This window comes from Hamadaea sp. NPDC050747 (assembly GCF_040654195.1).
GTDB lineage: Bacteria > Actinomycetota > Actinomycetes > Mycobacteriales > Micromonosporaceae > Hamadaea.
The window spans coordinates 315,781-331,323 of sequence record NZ_JBFAHM010000002.1; the positions used below are offsets into that span (position 1 = coordinate 315,781).

The 15,543-nt window shown below is 70.0% G+C and carries 14 protein-coding genes; 4 read left to right on the forward strand and 10 right to left on the reverse strand.

The genetic code is table 11. The features are described 5' to 3' along the window. Positions 1-2: 2 nt before the first annotated feature. Positions 3-2,552, forward strand: coding sequence for an aminopeptidase N (pepN, locus tag AB0H43_RS04810; protein WP_359996555.1), 2,550 nt, complete (start codon positions 3-5; stop codon positions 2,550-2,552). 126 nt (positions 2,553-2,678) lie between these two features. Continuing rightward, the gene (locus tag AB0H43_RS04815; RefSeq protein WP_359996558.1) at positions 2,679-2,993 is read left to right on the forward strand and encodes a nuclear transport factor 2 family protein; all 315 of its coding nucleotides are present in this window, start codon (positions 2,679-2,681) and stop codon (positions 2,991-2,993) included. Between the two features lie 44 nt (positions 2,994-3,037). Here AB0H43_RS04815 and AB0H43_RS04820 read toward each other — a convergent pair whose 3' ends face one another. The 8 genes from AB0H43_RS04820 to AB0H43_RS04855 form a co-directional block, all read right to left on the reverse strand. Continuing rightward, positions 3,038-4,408, reverse strand: a complete 1,371-nt coding sequence (locus AB0H43_RS04820; RefSeq protein ID WP_359996561.1) for a ricin-type beta-trefoil lectin domain protein — start codon at positions 4,406-4,408, stop codon at positions 3,038-3,040. Positions 4,409-4,553: 145 nt separating this feature from the next. Further along, positions 4,554-5,615, reverse strand: coding sequence for a nuclear transport factor 2 family protein (locus AB0H43_RS04825; RefSeq protein WP_359996563.1), 1,062 nt, complete (start codon positions 5,613-5,615; stop codon positions 4,554-4,556). Between the two features lie 217 nt (positions 5,616-5,832). Beyond that, a complete protein-coding gene (locus AB0H43_RS04830; RefSeq protein WP_359996565.1) occupies positions 5,833-7,902 on the reverse strand; it encodes a SpoIIE family protein phosphatase in 2,070 nt (689 codons plus the stop codon). Next, a complete protein-coding gene (locus tag AB0H43_RS04835; RefSeq protein ID WP_359996568.1) occupies positions 7,899-9,707 on the reverse strand; it encodes an ATP-binding protein in 1,809 nt (602 codons plus the stop codon). Before AB0H43_RS04835 ends, AB0H43_RS04830 begins: the two co-directional genes overlap by 4 nt. After that, the gene (locus tag AB0H43_RS04840) at positions 9,704-10,711 is read right to left on the reverse strand and encodes an ATP-binding protein (RefSeq protein WP_359996571.1); all 1,008 of its coding nucleotides are present in this window, start codon (positions 10,709-10,711) and stop codon (positions 9,704-9,706) included. Before AB0H43_RS04840 ends, AB0H43_RS04835 begins: the two co-directional genes overlap by 4 nt. After that, positions 10,708-11,127 carry an ATP-binding protein gene (locus AB0H43_RS04845; protein WP_359996573.1) on the reverse strand — a complete coding sequence of 140 codons (420 nt, stop codon included), beginning with the start codon at positions 11,125-11,127 and terminating at the stop codon, positions 10,708-10,710. Before AB0H43_RS04845 ends, AB0H43_RS04840 begins: the two co-directional genes overlap by 4 nt. Beyond that, the gene (locus AB0H43_RS04850; protein WP_359996576.1) at positions 11,127-11,543 is read right to left on the reverse strand and encodes an STAS domain-containing protein; all 417 of its coding nucleotides are present in this window, start codon (positions 11,541-11,543) and stop codon (positions 11,127-11,129) included. The genes AB0H43_RS04845 and AB0H43_RS04850 overlap by 1 nt, the downstream gene beginning before the upstream one ends. Continuing rightward, positions 11,543-12,397, reverse strand: coding sequence for an STAS domain-containing protein (locus AB0H43_RS04855; RefSeq protein ID WP_359996579.1), 855 nt, complete (start codon positions 12,395-12,397; stop codon positions 11,543-11,545). Before AB0H43_RS04855 ends, AB0H43_RS04850 begins: the two co-directional genes overlap by 1 nt. 158 nt (positions 12,398-12,555) lie before the next feature. Between AB0H43_RS04855 and AB0H43_RS04860 the strand changes: the two genes are divergently transcribed. Continuing rightward, positions 12,556-12,906: an STAS domain-containing protein gene (locus AB0H43_RS04860; protein ID WP_359996581.1), complete on the forward strand. Its 351-nt coding sequence runs from the start codon at positions 12,556-12,558 to the stop codon at positions 12,904-12,906. Positions 12,907-13,124: 218 nt separating this feature from the next. Here AB0H43_RS04860 and AB0H43_RS04865 read toward each other — a convergent pair whose 3' ends face one another. Both AB0H43_RS04865 and AB0H43_RS04870 read right to left on the reverse strand, forming a co-directional pair. Next, positions 13,125-13,436, reverse strand: coding sequence for a hypothetical protein (locus AB0H43_RS04865; RefSeq protein WP_359996586.1), 312 nt, complete (start codon positions 13,434-13,436; stop codon positions 13,125-13,127). Then, entirely contained in the window at positions 13,436-14,350 is a 915-nt protein-coding gene (locus AB0H43_RS04870) for a serine hydrolase domain-containing protein (protein WP_359996589.1), read from the reverse strand. Before AB0H43_RS04870 ends, AB0H43_RS04865 begins: the two co-directional genes overlap by 1 nt. Positions 14,351-14,495: 145 nt before the next feature. On the opposite strand from AB0H43_RS04870, the gene AB0H43_RS04875 reads away from it, so the two are divergent. Further along, the gene (locus AB0H43_RS04875; RefSeq protein WP_359996592.1) at positions 14,496-15,467 is read left to right on the forward strand and encodes a magnesium transporter CorA family protein; all 972 of its coding nucleotides are present in this window, start codon (positions 14,496-14,498) and stop codon (positions 15,465-15,467) included. Positions 15,468-15,543 lie beyond the last annotated feature (76 nt).

Genomic DNA, 15,543 nt, shown 5'->3' on the forward strand with positions numbered 1-15,543 from the left:
ACGTGGCCGCGATTCGCAACATCACGCAGACGGAGGCCGTCGAGCGGGCCGCCGGGCTCGAGGTGGCGCACTACGACATCCAGCTGGATCTGACCGACGGCGCCGGTGGTCCCGGCGAGGGGACGTTCCGGTCCCGGACCGAGGTCACCTTCCACTGCCGGGGCACCGAGGCGGTCATCGACCTGGCCGCCGAGCGGCTGATCGAGGTCGCCTTGAACGGGCAGCCGCAGCCACTGGAGTTCGACTCCGTGAAGGGCTACCCCCTCGAAACCGAGTTCGGCGGGAACTTCCTGGTCGTGGAGGCGGAGTTCGCGTACTCGACGAGCGGGCAGGGCCTGCACCGGGCGGTCGACCCGGTCGACGGCGAGGTCTACGTCTACTCCTCGTTCTGCCCGGCCGAGGGCCAGCGCGCATTCGCCTGCTTCGACCAGCCCGACCTGAAGGCCGAGTTCACCTGGCACGTCACCGTCCCCGGCCACTGGCTGGTGACCTCGACGATGCCGATCGACCAGGTCACGCCGTTGGACAACGGCGCCAAAGTCGTGCATTTCCAGCGTTCCCCGAAGATGAGCAGCTATGTCGCCGCGGTCTGCGCCGGCCCGTTCCACGAGGTACGCGACGAGCACGACGGCATCGATCTGGGCCTCTACTGCCGGGCGTCGGTCGCGGAGCACCTGGACCCGGAGGAGTTCCTCGACGTCACGAAGAAGGGCCTGGACCACTTCCAGTCGGCCTTCGGCGTCCGCTATCCCCTGCCGAAGTACGACCAGATCCTGCTGCCCGAGTACAACATGGGCGCGATGGAGAACTTCGGCTGCATCACGTTCTCCGAGGAACTCTGCCTGTTCCGGTCGAAGGCCACCGACGTCGAGTACGAGTGGCGCGCGATGGTCATCATGCACGAGATGGCGCACATGTGGTTCGGCGACCTGGTCACCCTGCGCTGGTGGGACGACCTGTGGCTGAACGAGTCGTTCGCCGACTGGGCCGGCTACTGGGCCACCACGAGCGTCACCCGGCACACCGGCGCCTGGGCCACCTTCCTCGCCACCGCCAAGGCCGAGGCGTACCGGCAGGATCAGCTCTCCTCCACGCACCCCATCTACACCGAGGTGCCGGACACGCTGGCCACCGAGAGCAACTTCGACGCGATCACCTACTCCAAGGGCGCCAGCGTCCTCAAGCAGCTCGTGGCGTACGTGGGTGAGGAGACGTTCCTGCGGGCCGTCCGGTCCCACCTCACCGAGCACGCCTGGGGCAACGCCACCTTCGCCGACCTGTTGCGGGCGCTCGAACAGGCCAGCGGCCGGGACCTCGGCGAGTACGCGCGCCGCTGGCTGCGTACGGCGGAGGTCAACACGTTGCGCCCGGAGATCGAGGTCGACGCCGACGGCGTCTATCGCTCGGTCGTCATCGCGCAAGAGGCGCCGGAGAGCCACCCGACCCTACGCGACCACCGGATCGCGATCGGCCTCTATGACCTGGTGGACGGCCGGCTCGTCCGCCGGGCCCGGCTGGAGGCCGACGTCACCGGCGACCGGACCGACGTCGCCGAGCTGCGCGGCCACCGGCAGCCGGACGTGCTGCTGCTCAACGACGACGACCTCGCCTACGCCAAGGTACGCCTCGACGACCGGTCGACGCGTACGCTGCTGGAGCACCTGTCGGCGTTCCCGCACCCGATGCAACGCGCCCTGGCCTGGTCGGCGGCGTGGGACATGGTCTGCGACGCCGAACTGCCCGCCCGTGCGTACGTCGCCCAGGTCGCCGCGAACCTGCCCGCCGAGTCCGACGCCAACCTCGCCTCCGCCGTGCTCACCAAGGCGCAGCGGGCGCTGGCACGGTTCACCGATCCGGGCTGGGCGCCGACCGGCTGGGCCACCCTCCACGACGCGACCCGGAGCGCGCTGGCCCAGACGGCGCCGGGCAGCGACCTCCAGCAGGTCTGGGCCCGCACGTACGCCGACTCGGCCCGCACGCCCGCCGACCTCGACGTGCTCTTCGGCTGGCTGCGCGGATTGGGCGTACCGGACGGGTTGGAGCTAGGCGTCGACCTGCGCTGGCACCTGGTCGAGGCGCTCGCGGCCCTCGGCGCGATCGACTCGGGCGAAATCGCCGCGGAGCTGGAGCGCGACGCCACGGCCGGCGGCCGCCAACGCGCGGCGAAGTCGGGAGCGCTGCTGCCCACCGCGGAGGCGAAGGCGGACACCTGGCGCCGGCTGACCGAGACCGGGCGGGCGAACTGGGAGGTCATGAGCCTCGGCGGCGGCTTCCAGCACACCGGCCAGGAGGAGCTGACCGCGCCCTACGCCGCCCGCTACTTCGCCGAGGTGCAGGACGCGTACGCGGGCTTCGACGCCCAGATGGGCCTCTGGTTCGCCCGGACGACCTATCCCGGCCTGCAGATTTCCCAGGCCACGATCGACGCCTCCGACGCCTGGCTGGCCGACCCGGATCGGCCTGCCGCACTGCGCCGGGTCGTCATGGACGGCCGCGACGGGGTCGTCCGCGCCCTGCGCGCCCGCCAGCGGGACGCCACGTCCGGAACGTGATCATCGCGTCAGCCACGCTGTTTCACGCGGCGAAATGCCCGTTCTTACAGCATGGCTGACGCAGTGATCTTGCGTACGCCGCCGCAAAAGCACGCGTCAGCCCCGCCACCTGCCTACGCTGGCCCCATGAGCGAGGCACCCGTTCATCCCGCCGTCCGGGAACTGGTCGAGGCGATCAACGTCGGCGATCGGCCCCGGTTCCTGTCGGCGCTGACGCCGGACGCCACCCTGTCCGACGACGGCACCCAGCAGGATCTCGAGGAATGGATCGACCGCGAGATCTTCACCGTCAACGGGCACCTCGACGTCGCCGAACAGGACGCCGACGGACTGTCGCTGATCGCCCGATATCGCAACGACACCTGGGGCGAGATGCGTACGCGGTGGCGGTTCACGATCGTCGACGGCAAGATCGGCGAGATCGCCACCGGCCAAGCCTGACGCGCCCGGCCCGCCCACGCGCGGCGGGCGGGCCGGGCGTCCGATCAGCTACGGGTCCAGCGCTGGTACGCCTGGCCGTTGCAGTCGAACAGGACGAGCTGGGTGTTGTTCGCGGTCGCCCCGTTCAGCGGCGAGATGCAACGACCGGACTGCACACCGGCGATCGAGCCGTCCGAGCGCAGCGTCCACTGCTGGTTCGTGGCGTTGTTGCACGTCCACAGGATGACCTTGGTGCCGTTGGCCGTCCCCGCGCCGTACGCGTCGATGCACTTGCCGAGGATCTGCAGCGCCGCCCCGCTCTGGGTGACGGTCTGGTTGGCGCCGCCGTTGCAGGTCCACAGGATCAGCTGTACGCCGTTCGTCGTGCTGCTGTTGGGGTCGTCGAGGCAGGTGCCGGAGGCCCCGTTCGTCAGCTTGAAGGTGGTCGACGGCGGCGGCGTGGTGCCACCGCCGCCCTTGATCAGGAACAGGTTGTCGGCGACGTTGTAGTTGTTCGCCAGGTAGCTGCCCGCGGGCGGGTTGGTGTTGTAGTAGTCGTCGTGGTTGCAGTCGAGCCGCTGGTCGTGCGCCTGGTCGGTGCAGCGGTAGACCAGCGTGACGTTGTCGGCGTCCTTGTAGCACATGACGTCCCACTCGTCGACGCAGTGCGCGTTGCCCGACGCGTTCGGCGCGTTGTTGTTCACCGCGCCGAGGGTGTGGCCCAGTTCGTGGGCGGCGACCCCGGCGTTCCAGCAGCCGCTGTCGGCTCGGGCGTACTCGGGTCCGACGTTGGACCGGTTGCTGTCGCTCTTGGTGGTGTCCCCGGCGAAGCCGCCGATGCCGCAGTAGACGGTCGCGTCGACGAACTGCAGATACTTGCGGTCGGTACGCGTGTAGCCGGCCGCCTGTACGGCGTTGAGCAGCGGCGCCCAGTCGTTGGCGTTGAGCGCCGAATCGGCGATCTGCACATCGCGGACGACCGGACGGCACTGCCCGTTGACGGTCTCCGTCACGTAGCGGACGTGGCGTTCCCCGCCGGTCTCGGCCGCGCTCGCGTTGTAGATGGTGTCCACGCCTTCGGCCAGCGTCCGGAAGGTTTCCAGATATTGCGCGTAGCGGCTGGTGGAACCGTGGATGTAGAGGACCTCGACGCGTTTGCCGCTGACGCCGTCACCCTCGCAGACCGGCAGGGCCGAGGCGGTGAGGGAGGCGGGCAGCGGCGCCACCCGGCGGTGGATGTCGAGGCCGGGCGGCGTCGCGTCAGGGCCGTGCGTGCACACGACGTGCCGGGTCGTGACGACGGCCTGCAGGCCCGCGCCACAGGTCTTCTCCGGCGCGGTACGCGCGGTGGCCGACATCGGCAGGCCGAAGACCAGCAGGATCAGGGCGTACGCGGCGATGAGCGCACGGCGGCGCACGAGATGGCTTCCGGGCATTGGGCGGTGTCCTTCCGTGGAGTGAGGGATCCGCTGCGCACCCGGAACGAGCGGGGCTTGACGCGAACAATCACGTCAAACATTGACGAATTTGCATCATGCCCCGCTCTGGGAGTGCTGTCAACCGGGCCGCCGGGTGACCTGCTCAGAAGCCGACTGCCTCCCGGAGCAGCAGCACGGTGCCGCGACCGGGCTGAGTCTCCGCGTTGAGGACCAGCAACCGGTTGACCGCGCTGGGCTGCCCGTAGACCTCCCGCGCCCGCGCGTCCTCCAGCGGCAGCGTGTGCTCCTCCACCCGGCGCAGCGCGGTGCTCAGATCGGGCACCACCTTCTGCGCCCCGACGATCCAGATGGCCTTCGCCGCGCCGCCCGCGTACGCCGGGATCTGGCTTCCAGTGGCGGAAGCTACGACGAGCGAACCCGTCTCGGTCACCGCCGCGACGCTGCCGACCACGACGTCGGGCGAGGCCATCAGCCGCCGGATCTCGTCGGCTCCGGTGGCCCGGTCGATCGTGTACAGCCGAGGCTTGATCGCGTCGTACCGGTCGCCGCCGTTGATGTCCTCGGCGATGCCGGACAGTCGCGTCGTCTCGCTGGCGCTGGTGAACACACTGGCCCCCGCGGGGATCAGCTCCGCCACTCGCGTACGCGCGGCCGCGACGTCGTCGAGGATCTCCGCGGTGAATCCGTTCTTCGTCAGCGCAGCCGCAGTCCGTTCCAGTACCGCCGGCGTCGCCTCGTCCGCGAACGGGGGTTCACCGACGGTGCCCGGTGCCCCGCCGGCCAACGGCGTCGTGTCGAGATAGCGGACCTCGTAGACGCGCTCGGCGAACCGCCAGCCGTCCGGCGTGCGCTGATAACGGTCGTGGTAGACGGCGAAGTTGACGCCCTCGTGGCGGCCGTCGAGCGTACGCACGACCTCGTGGATGTAGGTCCGGCCGGTGGCGGTGTCCCCCGTGCCGTCGAACTGGACGCCGCCCGGATGGCTGTTCTGCACGAAGAAGTCCCACTGGGCCTGCAACCGCTCGCCGCCGGCCAGGATCTCGTCGCGGCCGGTGAACTCGACCGGCACGTTCGGCATGCTCAGTACGCCGTCCGGCGTGAACAACCCCGCCAGGCGCGGCCGGTCGCGCATCATCGCGGCGTCGGTGAACTCGGCCCGCAGCGCCTCGATCTCGACGCGGTCGGCGATGGCCTGCATGTTCATGGTGGTGCTCCCTCGGCTCGTGGTTCGTCGCCGGTACCGACGACCCACCGCGCCGAACTGTCAGGCCGCACCGCCACCAGACCCACGTGACACCGATCACCCTTCGAGCACGCGCAAGTAGGCGGCAGATCAGGGATGCGGGTCGAATCTTGGGCCTTGATTCGACCCACATCCCTGATCCAGCGCCAACCGTGATCGGGCCAGCCGGGCGGCGCGGCTACTCCGTGAGCTGGGCTGCCGTGACCGGCCAGGGCGACGGTGTCGGCATCGCGAGGGTCACCGTCGTCCCACCGGGACCGGTCTGCATGCGGAACCGGTTGACCAGCCGCCGGATCATCCACAGCCCCCGGCCGGTGGAACTGGACGCCTCCGGCCGCACGGTGCCGATCGAGGCGGGCGACGCGCTCATGCCGCTGCCGTGGTCGCTGACCTCGCAGTAGAGCCATTTGCCGTCGGCCCACAAACGCAGTCTTCCCTCACCGCCGCCATGCCGGACGACGTTGGTCAACAGTTCGTTCACCGCCAGCACGAGGTCTTCGACCGCCACCTGGGCCAGCCCCGCCTGCCGGCCGCGGGCGGCCACCTCCGCCCGCAGAGCGGCCAGCCGCGACGGGTGCACCGTGTAGGACGAGGCGTCGACCGGCGGGGTCACCTCCAGCAGTGACTCGCCCCGGCTGTGAATGTGCTCAGCTGTGCCCAGGGCGCCCACGGTCGCCGTCGACTGATCCGCACTCGTGGCACTGAACCGCCGCCGGATGGCGACCAAGGCGATGTCGTCGTCCGGCTCGGCCGGCCCCACTTCGGCCAGCAGACGGCTCGCGTACAGCTCGAGGTCGGCTTCGACGTGCCGGGAGGCCTGCGCGAGCCGGCCGATGCCGTCGTCGATGACGTGCGAACGCCGCTCGATCAGGCCGTCGGTGTACAGCACCAGCGTCTCGCCCTCGCCCAGGGTGAACTCGATCTGCCGCGCCGGTTGCAGCACGATGCCCAGCAACGGACCGTGATCGGGCAGGAGGCGTACGCCCGAGGGCGCGCACCAGATCGGCGGTGGGTGACCCGCGTTCGCCAACCGGACGAGCCCGGTCTCGCAGTCCACCGACAACAGGCACAGGGTCGCGATCTCGCCGGGAATGAGCTTGGTCATCAGCCCGTTGAGCCGGTCCAGCGTCTCGGCCGGACCATGGCCTTCGGCCAGATAGGCCCGCATGGAGTGACGCACCTCGGCCATGACCGTCGCGGCGTGCAGCGAATGGCCGCCGACGTCGCCGACCGCGACGAACACCTGGCCGTCCAGGTGCACGACCTCGTAGAAGTCACCGCCGATCTCGGCGTGATCACTCGCCGGCACATACCGGACGGCGAAGTCGAACCCCGCCACGGCGGCCAGGCGGCGCGGCAGCAGACTCCGTTGCAGCGTCAGCGCCAGGTCGTGCTCGGCGTCGAATTGACTCAAGGTGTCCAGCGCGGACTGCAACGCCTGGCCGAACAGCAGGAGCACCGGCGCGCCGTCCATTGTGGTCGCGGTGCGGACGGCGACGTAGATGGCGGGCCGATCGAGCCGCGTACGCACGCTGACGACGCGCACGAGGTCGTCGTCGCGGAAGGCGGCCTGCGGCCAGTTGGCCGCCGGCTCGTCCCGGAACCGCGCGCCGACCAGTTCGCCGTCCCGGTCGACGGTGGCGGGAGCGATGAGCACCGTCGTCCCCGGCCCGTCGGAGCAGCCGAGCAGGCGCGTGCCGTCGGTGTCGTCGGCGATGACCACGATCGGCGAGCCGAAGATCTCGCTGCCGCCGCGGACGGCTTCGTCGAGCAGCGATCGCCGATCGGTCGCCGAACTCATCGCACCCGTGACGCGGACCAGCCCGGCCAGCCGGGCGGCGAGCAGTTCCGCCTCCACACGCGCCTGGTAGTACCGCAGGATCGAGGTGACGGTGGCGATCAGCTCGTCGGGATCGATCGGCTCGACGAGGTACGCGTCCGCGCCCCGCTCCAGCCCCTGCGTACGGTCGATCGACTCGGTCGCCGCGGCGGACACGTGCACGACTGGGATGGTCCCCAGCGTCGGATGGGCCTTCAGCTGTTCGCAGACCTCGAAGCCGCTCATGTCGGGCAGGCGTACGTCGAGGACGACGAGATCGATGCCGCCTTCGGCGAACCGGTCGAGGGCTTGCGCCCCCGTCTGCGCCTCGATCACGATGAAACCGCCACGGCGCAGATAACTCGCGATGAGATACCGCTTGGACGGGGTGTCGTCCACGACGAGCACCGTCCGGCCGGGAAGCGTCACGAACCACCATTCCCTTCCGTCCTCCGGTCGCCGATCGGCCCGCGGTGACCGGCCGAACGCGGCGCCGCCGCCAGCCGCGCCACCCCGCACAGGTCGTCGAGCGTCGTCGCCGTCTTGTCCAGGACCGCGGTGGTATGCCGCAACCGCGACTGCTCCGTCACGTCGTGGGGGTACGCCGTGACGACCACGACGGGGATCCGCCGCAGGACGTCGTCGGCGTCCAACGCACTCAGTACAGCAAAGCCGTCCAACTCGGCCAGCCGGAGGTCGAGCAGCAGCAGGTCCGGCGGATGGGCCGCGATGGACGCCAGCGCGGTGCGCCCGTCGGCCGCCTCGCGTACCGCGAACCCGCAGCTGCGCAGCACGTGCCCGGCCGCCGTCCGGAACGCCTCGTCGTCGTCGACCAGCAGAACCAGCGTCTGCGCCGGCTCACCGGTCTCCCCGGTCAGCGCACCGACCGGCAGCCGCACCGTGAACCTGCTTCCCCGGCCGATCTCGCTCTCGAGGTCGAGCGTGCCGCCGAGCACCTCGACCAGGCGGCGGGCGTACGGGAGTCCGAGTCCGGTGCCGGTCAGCTTGGCCTGCAACGCATGGCGTACCTGGTAGAACTCCTCGAAGACGCGGCCCTGCTCCTCGGGCGGGATGCCGATGCCGGTGTCCTCGACGGTCAGCGAGACCACGTCGTTCTCGTACGCGGCCGACAACCGGACCTCGCCGCTGGGCGTGAACTTCAGCGCGTTGGTCAGCAGATTGCGCAGCACCTGGGCCAACATGATCGGATCGGTACGCAGAGCCGGCACCCCGGTTGGCTCCTGCACGACCAGGTCGGTCCCCTCCGCCGTCGGAACCGCGCGCAACGTGCCCCGGAGCGTGTCGAAGATCGGCTTGAGGTCGACGTCCTCGGGACTCGGCTGAAGCCGCCCGGATTCGGCCTTGGCCAGGTCGAGCAGTTCGTTGACGAGGGTCAGCAGGTTACGCCCCGAGTCCTCCAGCAACGCCAGCTGATGGGCCTGATTCTCGGTCAGCGGATCGGACGCGGGGTCGCGCAGCAGCCGGGCCAGACCGGTGATCGAGGTGACCGGCGATCGCAGCTCATGCGTCACGTTGGCCAGGAAGCGCGTCTTCGCCTCACTCGCCGCCCGCAGCTCCGACGTACGCTGATCCAGCTCGGCGTACAGGGCGACGACACCCCGGTTGGTGGCCTCCAGCTCCTCCGACAACTCCGAGTAGAGCGCCATGACACCGCGGTTGGTGTCGGCCAGCTCCTCGTTGAGCCGCAGCAACTCGTCCCGGTGTGCCTGCACCTCACCGAGAGTGGCCAGCAACTGCCGGTTGTGCTCGGCGAGTTCCTGCAGGGGCGTGCCGGCCGCCGTCCCGGCGATGTCCGCCTGGATGGCGGACAGGTCCGCCTCGGTGAGCCCGGCCGGTTGCGGAATGCGCCGCGACATCGTGACCTCCGTCCGCGCCGGCGACCGGGTGATCTCCCAGGTGTCCATGAGATTGCGGGTCAGCGCCACGCCCGCGGCGAACTCGTCGTCCGTCTCCGCCTCGACCTCGGCCTGAAACCGCAGCAGGGCGTGCTGTCTCACCGGCGACGCGTCATCGGGCAGATCCACCTCGAAGGCGACCGACACCCGGCCGAACGCGAGCAGCCGCCGCCCGACCTCCGAGACGGCGGCCGCGATCCGGATCTGATCCTGGTTCTCCAGGCCCACCGCGTCGGCCAAGTGGCGAGCCTGCCGCCGAGCCTGGAACACGTCCTGCTCCGACGACACCTGCGTCCGATGCACCTGGTAGACGGTCATGACGCCGTCGCCACCACGATCGAGGCGTCGTCTCGCCGGCGACCGGCGGCGCGCAGCAGCGTCCCGGCCTGCACCACCGGCGGATGCGACCACAGCCCCGGAAAGTCGGCCAGGTGCCAGCGATCGGACAGGCCGTCGGAATGCAGGATGACCGCGGCCGAGGGACTCAAGGCGTACTCGAACTCACGGGGCGCCGGGGGCCGGTGCCCGAGAATGCCCGGCAGACTCACCATCCCACGACGGCCACCGACGCCGTCCGCCACCACGGCGGTCACGTTCCCCACCCCCGCGAACCGCACCACGCCCGCGTCACCGTCCAACTCGGCCACCGCCGCCACAACACCCCTCGTGTGGCCGAGACGATCGTTCATGTACGCCACCGTATGGCGCGGGCTCGCGACGGGAGCGTCCAGGAAGGCGGCGACGGCCGCGTCCGCCGCCCGGCCGGCCAAGGGTCCGTGGCCGAGCCCGTCACAGAGCATGATCTGCAACCGTCCATCGACTTCGCGAGCCGCGTACGCGTCGCCGCACACCGACTCGCCGGTGATCGCTCGCCGCAGTCCGGCCGTCCGAGCCGGCTCCGGTGGCGTGGTCCACACCGAGGCGACCAGGGTCGTGCCACCGGGATCGGCCTGCGAATAAACGCCGAACTCCGTCGCCAGCCGCACGACGGCCCCGAGCCCGATGCCGAGCGAACCGGCGGTGGAATAGCCGTCCTTGATCGAGGCGGCCACGTCCCCCATCCCCGGCCCGTCGTCGAGTGCGACGAGCTCGACGCCGATCGCCTCGCCCCAGCGGGCCAGCCGGACCGCCACCCGGCCCCCGTTCGCGTGCTTGGCCAGATTGGTCGCCAGCTCGGTCGCGACGATCGCGAGGTCGGCGACGCGCGCCTCCGGCATCCCAGCCTCCGCCGCGACCGCCACCGCGGTACGCCGTACGGTGCCGGCCGCCGCGACGTCGTACACCGGCAGCCAGGCGCGATCCTCCGTGCTGCGAATCTTCACCGCTCCCACTTCACGGTCGTCACTGTCGTGCCCTGGCCGACCTCGGTGCGAACGTCGAAGTCGTCCATCAGCCGCCGCGAGCCCGACAGCCCCAGGCCGAGCCCGCCGCCGGTCGTGTAGCCGTCGGTGAAGGCCAGCTCGAGGTCGGCGATGCCGGGTCCCTCGTCGACGAAGGTCAGCCGGATGCCGTTGCGGCGTCCGTTGGTGACCAGCTGCACCTCGGCGTATCCCCCGCCGCCGTGCACCAGGGTGTTGCGCGCCAGCTCACTTGCGGCGGTGACCAGCTTGGTCTGATCGACCAGGGTGAGCCGGGTTCCGGTGGCCACCGATCGCACCAGCTGCCGGATGCGCACCACGTCGTCGTCGCCCACGATGTCCTGCCGTCGGGGCGGCGCGACTGCGGTTGCCGGACTCATCACGAAGCCGTCGGCTCGGCTGCCGGCGCGCCTTCGCCGCCGGGCTCCTCCAGTGTGGACTCCTGACGGGCGGCGCGCAGCATCGCCAGACCGAGTTCGACGTTGAGCGCCGTCCGGATGCCCCGCAGCGGCAGTCCCAGCTCGACCAGCGTGATGGCGACCGCCGGCCGCATCCCGACGACGATGGTCTCGGCGTCCAGCACCCGCGAGATCGCGGCGATGGTGGCCAGCATGCGCCCGACGAACGAGTCGACGATGTCGAGCGCCGTGATGTCGATGATCACACCTCGGGCGCCGGTCGCGACGATCCGTTCGGACAGGTCGTCCTGCAGCCGCAGGGCGAGCTGATCCTCGAGGTCGACCTGGATCGACACGAGCAGCACGTCGCCCAGGGCCAGGACGGGAACCCGATCCATCAGAGCACCGACCGGGCGGCCCGCCGGGAGACCTCGGTCCCGCTCTGGCGCATCAGATACTGGAGGGCGTCGGCCAGCGTCGCCTTGGTCACGATGTCACCGAACTCGATGCCCAGCGACACGATCGTCTGCGCGATCTGGGGGCGGATTCCGGAGATGACGCACTGCGCCCCCATGAGCTGGGCCGCGACGACAGTTTTGAGCAGATGCTGCGCGACCTGGGTGTCGACCGCGGGCACCCCGGTGATGTCGAGGATCGCGTACGGCGAGTTGGTGTCGACCAGCGCCTGCAGCAACCGCTCCATGACGACCTGCGACCGGGCCGAGTCCAGCGTGCCGATGATCGGCACCCCCACAATGCCGTCCCACAGCTTGACCACCGGCGTCGACAGCTCCAGCAGCTGCTCCGACTGCTCGGTGATCAGGGCGTCCCGGGCCGCCACGTAGGCCTCGGCGGTGTGCAGGCCGAGCGAGTCGACGAAGGCCGAGAAGTCCGCGAAGTCGGCCTTCGAGATCACCTCCTCGCTGTCACCGGTCGTCGCGCGCAACGCGTCCTTGACGGCGAAGATGCTGACCGCCGTCTCGGTGACCGAGAAGCCGCTGCGGGCTCGGGCCTGCGACAGCTCCGCGAGACTGGCCGTCAGCCCCGCCGTACCCGGCGAACCGATCGAAGTGGCGCCGGACTCCAAAGCGGACAGGATCGCCGCGTACAACTCTTCAGTCTGACGGCTCAGTTCCGCCTTCGTCAGGCGGCCCCGCAACGTCTCGCGAACGGTCTCGGTCCACGACGCGACGATCTCGTCCTGGCGTTCGGACAGCAGGGAGGCGAGCCGCTTGGCTCCGGATGCGTGCATCGTTTCCGCCTTCGAGGGGAGGGGTTGGCGTCGCGGTCAGGCTACCGAAGGATCTTGCGTTCGCCACGCTACCCAGTCCGGGCTGTGCGTACACTTGGTCCCCTGATGATCATCACCGAGCACGGCGCGCCCCCCGCCCCGGCAGCGACGGAGACGCCATGGCCTTGAGTGTCAGCCCTTCCCGGCAAGTCGATCCCACGGTCCTCACCTTGGTCGGTGAGCTCGACGTCATGACCTCGCCGACGCTGGCCGACGCCATCGTGAAGGCGATCGCCGACGGCGCGACGGACATCGTCCTCGACGCCACCGGGTTGGCGTTCTGCGACTCGACCGGGCTGAGCGCGTTCGCCGCCGCCGTCGAGCAGCTGGGCTCGAAGGGCGGCCGCCTGGTGATCGCCGGAGCGCCGCGCATCGTCCGGCGGGTGCTCGAGGTGAGCGGCCTCGACGAGGCGCTCCTGGTCGCCGAAGATGTCGCCGACGCGCACGACCGGCTGCCCGCGACAGCCTGACCGGCCTTCCCGCCGTGCTCACGGCGACGCATCAGATGCCCTCGAAACAACCAACCCGCATGACGCCCCTGGAACGCCGTTATCGGCGGCCGATCGGCCTCTATCCGGCGCCTTACCGGCAGGACCGCGGCGAGGAGATCGTGGGCACCCTGCTCGACATGTGACCTTGGCGAGTTTCGGCGGCCAGAGCAACCGAAACTCGCCAAGGTCATGAAGGATCAGTCCTCGAGCGCCTGATACAGCGTCGTCCAGAAGTCGTGGATCGCCCGCGCCGCGTCCGGCACGGTCATCCCGACCTGGGTCAGCAGCATCCCGGTGAGCTGGTTGGCCGGATCGGCGTACGTCGTGACCCCGCTGCCGCCGTCCCAGCCGAACTGGCCGACCGGCGCGTAGTCACCCCGGTAGGTGCGTACAGCCATGCCGAACCCCCAGCCGCCGTGCTGCCCCTGACCGAAGGAGATGTGGACGTTGTCGCGTCCCATCGCCTCTCGCGCGGCGAGCTGCTCGGCGGTCAGCCGGTTGGTGGTCATCAGCTCGACCGCGGGCTTGGACAGAATCCGCCGCCCGCCGTGCCGCCGTTGAGAAGCATCTGGAAGTACGCGTGGTAATCGTCGACAGTGGAGACCAGGCCACCGCCGCCGCCCGGGAAGGCCGGCGGCCGGCTGTGGCGGCCGCCTTCGGCCGGGTCCCACACGTGGAACTCGCCCGACTGCGGATCCGGTGCGTAGAGCGGCGGCAGCCGGTCGATCTTCTCCGCGGGCACGTCGAAGCCGGTGTCCTTCATTCCCAGCGGCTCGAAGAGGCGTTCCCGCAGGAACTCCTCGAACGACTGCCCGGTGACCCGGGCGACCAGTACGCCGAGCAGGTCGCTGGCGATGTGGTACTGCCAGCGCTCGCCGGGCTGGTGCATCAGCGGCAGCGTGCCGAGGCGGCGCAGCCACTCGTCCGGCTCCGGCATCGGCGTCGGCAGGTCGGGTGTGAGCCCTTGCTCGAAGACGGCGTTCATCACCGGGGTGCCCAGGGACGTCATGTCCATCCCGAGGCCGAACGTCGAGGTCAGCACATCCCGTACGGTGATCGGCCGCCGCGCCGGGACCGTGTCGTCCAGCGGGCTGTCGATCCGCCGGAGCACCTGGCGGTCGGCCAGTTCCGGCAGCCACTGCTGCACCAGGTCGTCCAGGCGCAGCCGGCACTCGTCGAGCAGGATCATCGCCGCCGCGACCGAAACCGGCTTGGATGTCGACGCCATCCGGAAGATCGTGTCGCGGCGCATCGGCGCGCCGCCGTCGTGGCGCATCGTGCCGATCGCCTCGACGTGCGTCTGCCCGCCTCGGCTGACCAGGGCCACCAGGCCGGGGATCCGCCCGGACTCGACGTGCCGGGTCAGCACGTCGCGCAGCCGGCGCAGGCCGGCCTCCGAGAAGCCGCGGTTGTTGAGTTCCATCGTCTAGCTCCTTGCGTTCTTGCGGGCTGTGTGTGCGTCAAACGATCGCCTCGGCTGCTGTCATGGCCCTGTCATCGCCCTGACACGGCCGGAAACGGGGCAAACCACGCGGGTGGACGACCGGATCCTGTGGGAAGGTGAGGGCATGCCGCTGACCCGCCTGTATCGCGCCGGCGAACTCGCCGCTCAGGGCTTCCCCATCGCCCAGGTCTCCGACCACCTGGCCGATCCCGGGAGCACGGTGTGGTTCGATCTGGTGCGGCCGACCCCGGACGAGCTGCACGCGGTCAGCGAGGAGTTGGGTCTGCATCCGCTCGCGGTGGAAGACGCGCTCACCGAGCATCAGCGCCCCAAGATCGACCGGTACGCCACGCATCTGTTCGTCACGGCGTACGCGGTGCGGCTGGACGTCCAGACCGGGGAATTGACGAAGGCGACGGTGAACGCGTTCGTCACGCCGAAGGCGCTGGTCACCATCCGGCCGGACGAGTCGTTCGACATCGACGAGGTCACCAACCGCTGGGACCTGCTGCCTCAGCTCGCCAAGCACGGGGTGGCATACCTGCTGCACGGGCTGATCGACTACGTGGTGGACACGCTCAGCGACGCGAGCGAGGCGCTGGACGAGCAGATCGAGGATCTCGAGGACGCCCTGTTCGACGACCGGCCGACGCGGTCCCGCGACATGCAACGGCGGACCTATGAGCTGCGCAAGAGCCTGGTACGCCTGCGGCATGTGGTGGTGCCGACGCAGGAGCTGGTCGACGGGCTGCGCCGGGAGGGCCGCAGCTTCGACGAGACGATGGAGCCCTACTACGAGGACGTCTACGATCACGCGCGGCGAGCGGTCGAGCGCACGGACACGCTGCGGGAACTGGTCAGCACGATCCTGGAGACGCAGCTGACGTTGCGCGGCAATCGGCTCAACGTGATCATGAAGCAGGTGACGAGCTGGGCCGCCATCATCGCGGTGCCGACCGCGGTGACCGGGTTCTACGGGCAGAACGTGCCATATCCCGGCTTCGGTCACCTGTCGGGTTTCATCGTGTCGAGCGCGGTCATCGCCGTGCTGTCGGTGACCCTCTACCTGCTGTTCCGCCGCCGGGACTGGCTCTGACCAGCGGTGGTCGTCACGCCGGCCGATAAAGTTCCCGGCTATTGCGAATCCAACGATCAGGTTCCCCGCCAGGGCG

What these genes read in the sequence shown, in the direction of transcription:
- AB0H43_RS04815 (WP_359996558.1), top strand. Translation starts at nt 2,679, where the DNA reads ATGAGCGAGGCACCCGTTCATCCCGCCGTCCGGGAACTGGTCGAGGCG.
- AB0H43_RS04820 (WP_359996561.1), bottom strand. Translation starts at nt 4,408, where the DNA reads ATGCCCGGAAGCCATCTCGTGCGCCGCCGTGCGCTCATCGCCGCGTAC.
- AB0H43_RS04825 (WP_359996563.1), bottom strand. Translation starts at nt 5,615, where the DNA reads ATGAACATGCAGGCCATCGCCGACCGCGTCGAGATCGAGGCGCTGCGG.
- AB0H43_RS04835 (WP_359996568.1), bottom strand. Translation starts at nt 9,707, where the DNA reads ATGACCGTCTACCAGGTGCATCGGACGCAGGTGTCGTCGGAGCAGGAC.
- AB0H43_RS04845 (WP_359996573.1), bottom strand. Translation starts at nt 11,127, where the DNA reads ATGAGTCCGGCAACCGCAGTCGCGCCGCCCCGACGGCAGGACATCGTG.
- AB0H43_RS04850 (WP_359996576.1), bottom strand. Translation starts at nt 11,543, where the DNA reads ATGGATCGGGTTCCCGTCCTGGCCCTGGGCGACGTGCTGCTCGTGTCG.
- AB0H43_RS04855 (WP_359996579.1), bottom strand. Translation starts at nt 12,397, where the DNA reads ATGCACGCATCCGGAGCCAAGCGGCTCGCCTCCCTGCTGTCCGAACGC.
- AB0H43_RS04860 (WP_359996581.1), top strand. Translation starts at nt 12,556, where the DNA reads ATGGCCTTGAGTGTCAGCCCTTCCCGGCAAGTCGATCCCACGGTCCTC.
- AB0H43_RS04865 (WP_359996586.1), bottom strand. Translation starts at nt 13,436, where the DNA reads ATGACCACCAACCGGCTGACCGCCGAGCAGCTCGCCGCGCGAGAGGCG.
- AB0H43_RS04870 (WP_359996589.1), bottom strand. Translation starts at nt 14,350, where the DNA reads ATGGAACTCAACAACCGCGGCTTCTCGGAGGCCGGCCTGCGCCGGCTG.
- AB0H43_RS04875 (WP_359996592.1), top strand. Translation starts at nt 14,496, where the DNA reads ATGCCGCTGACCCGCCTGTATCGCGCCGGCGAACTCGCCGCTCAGGGC.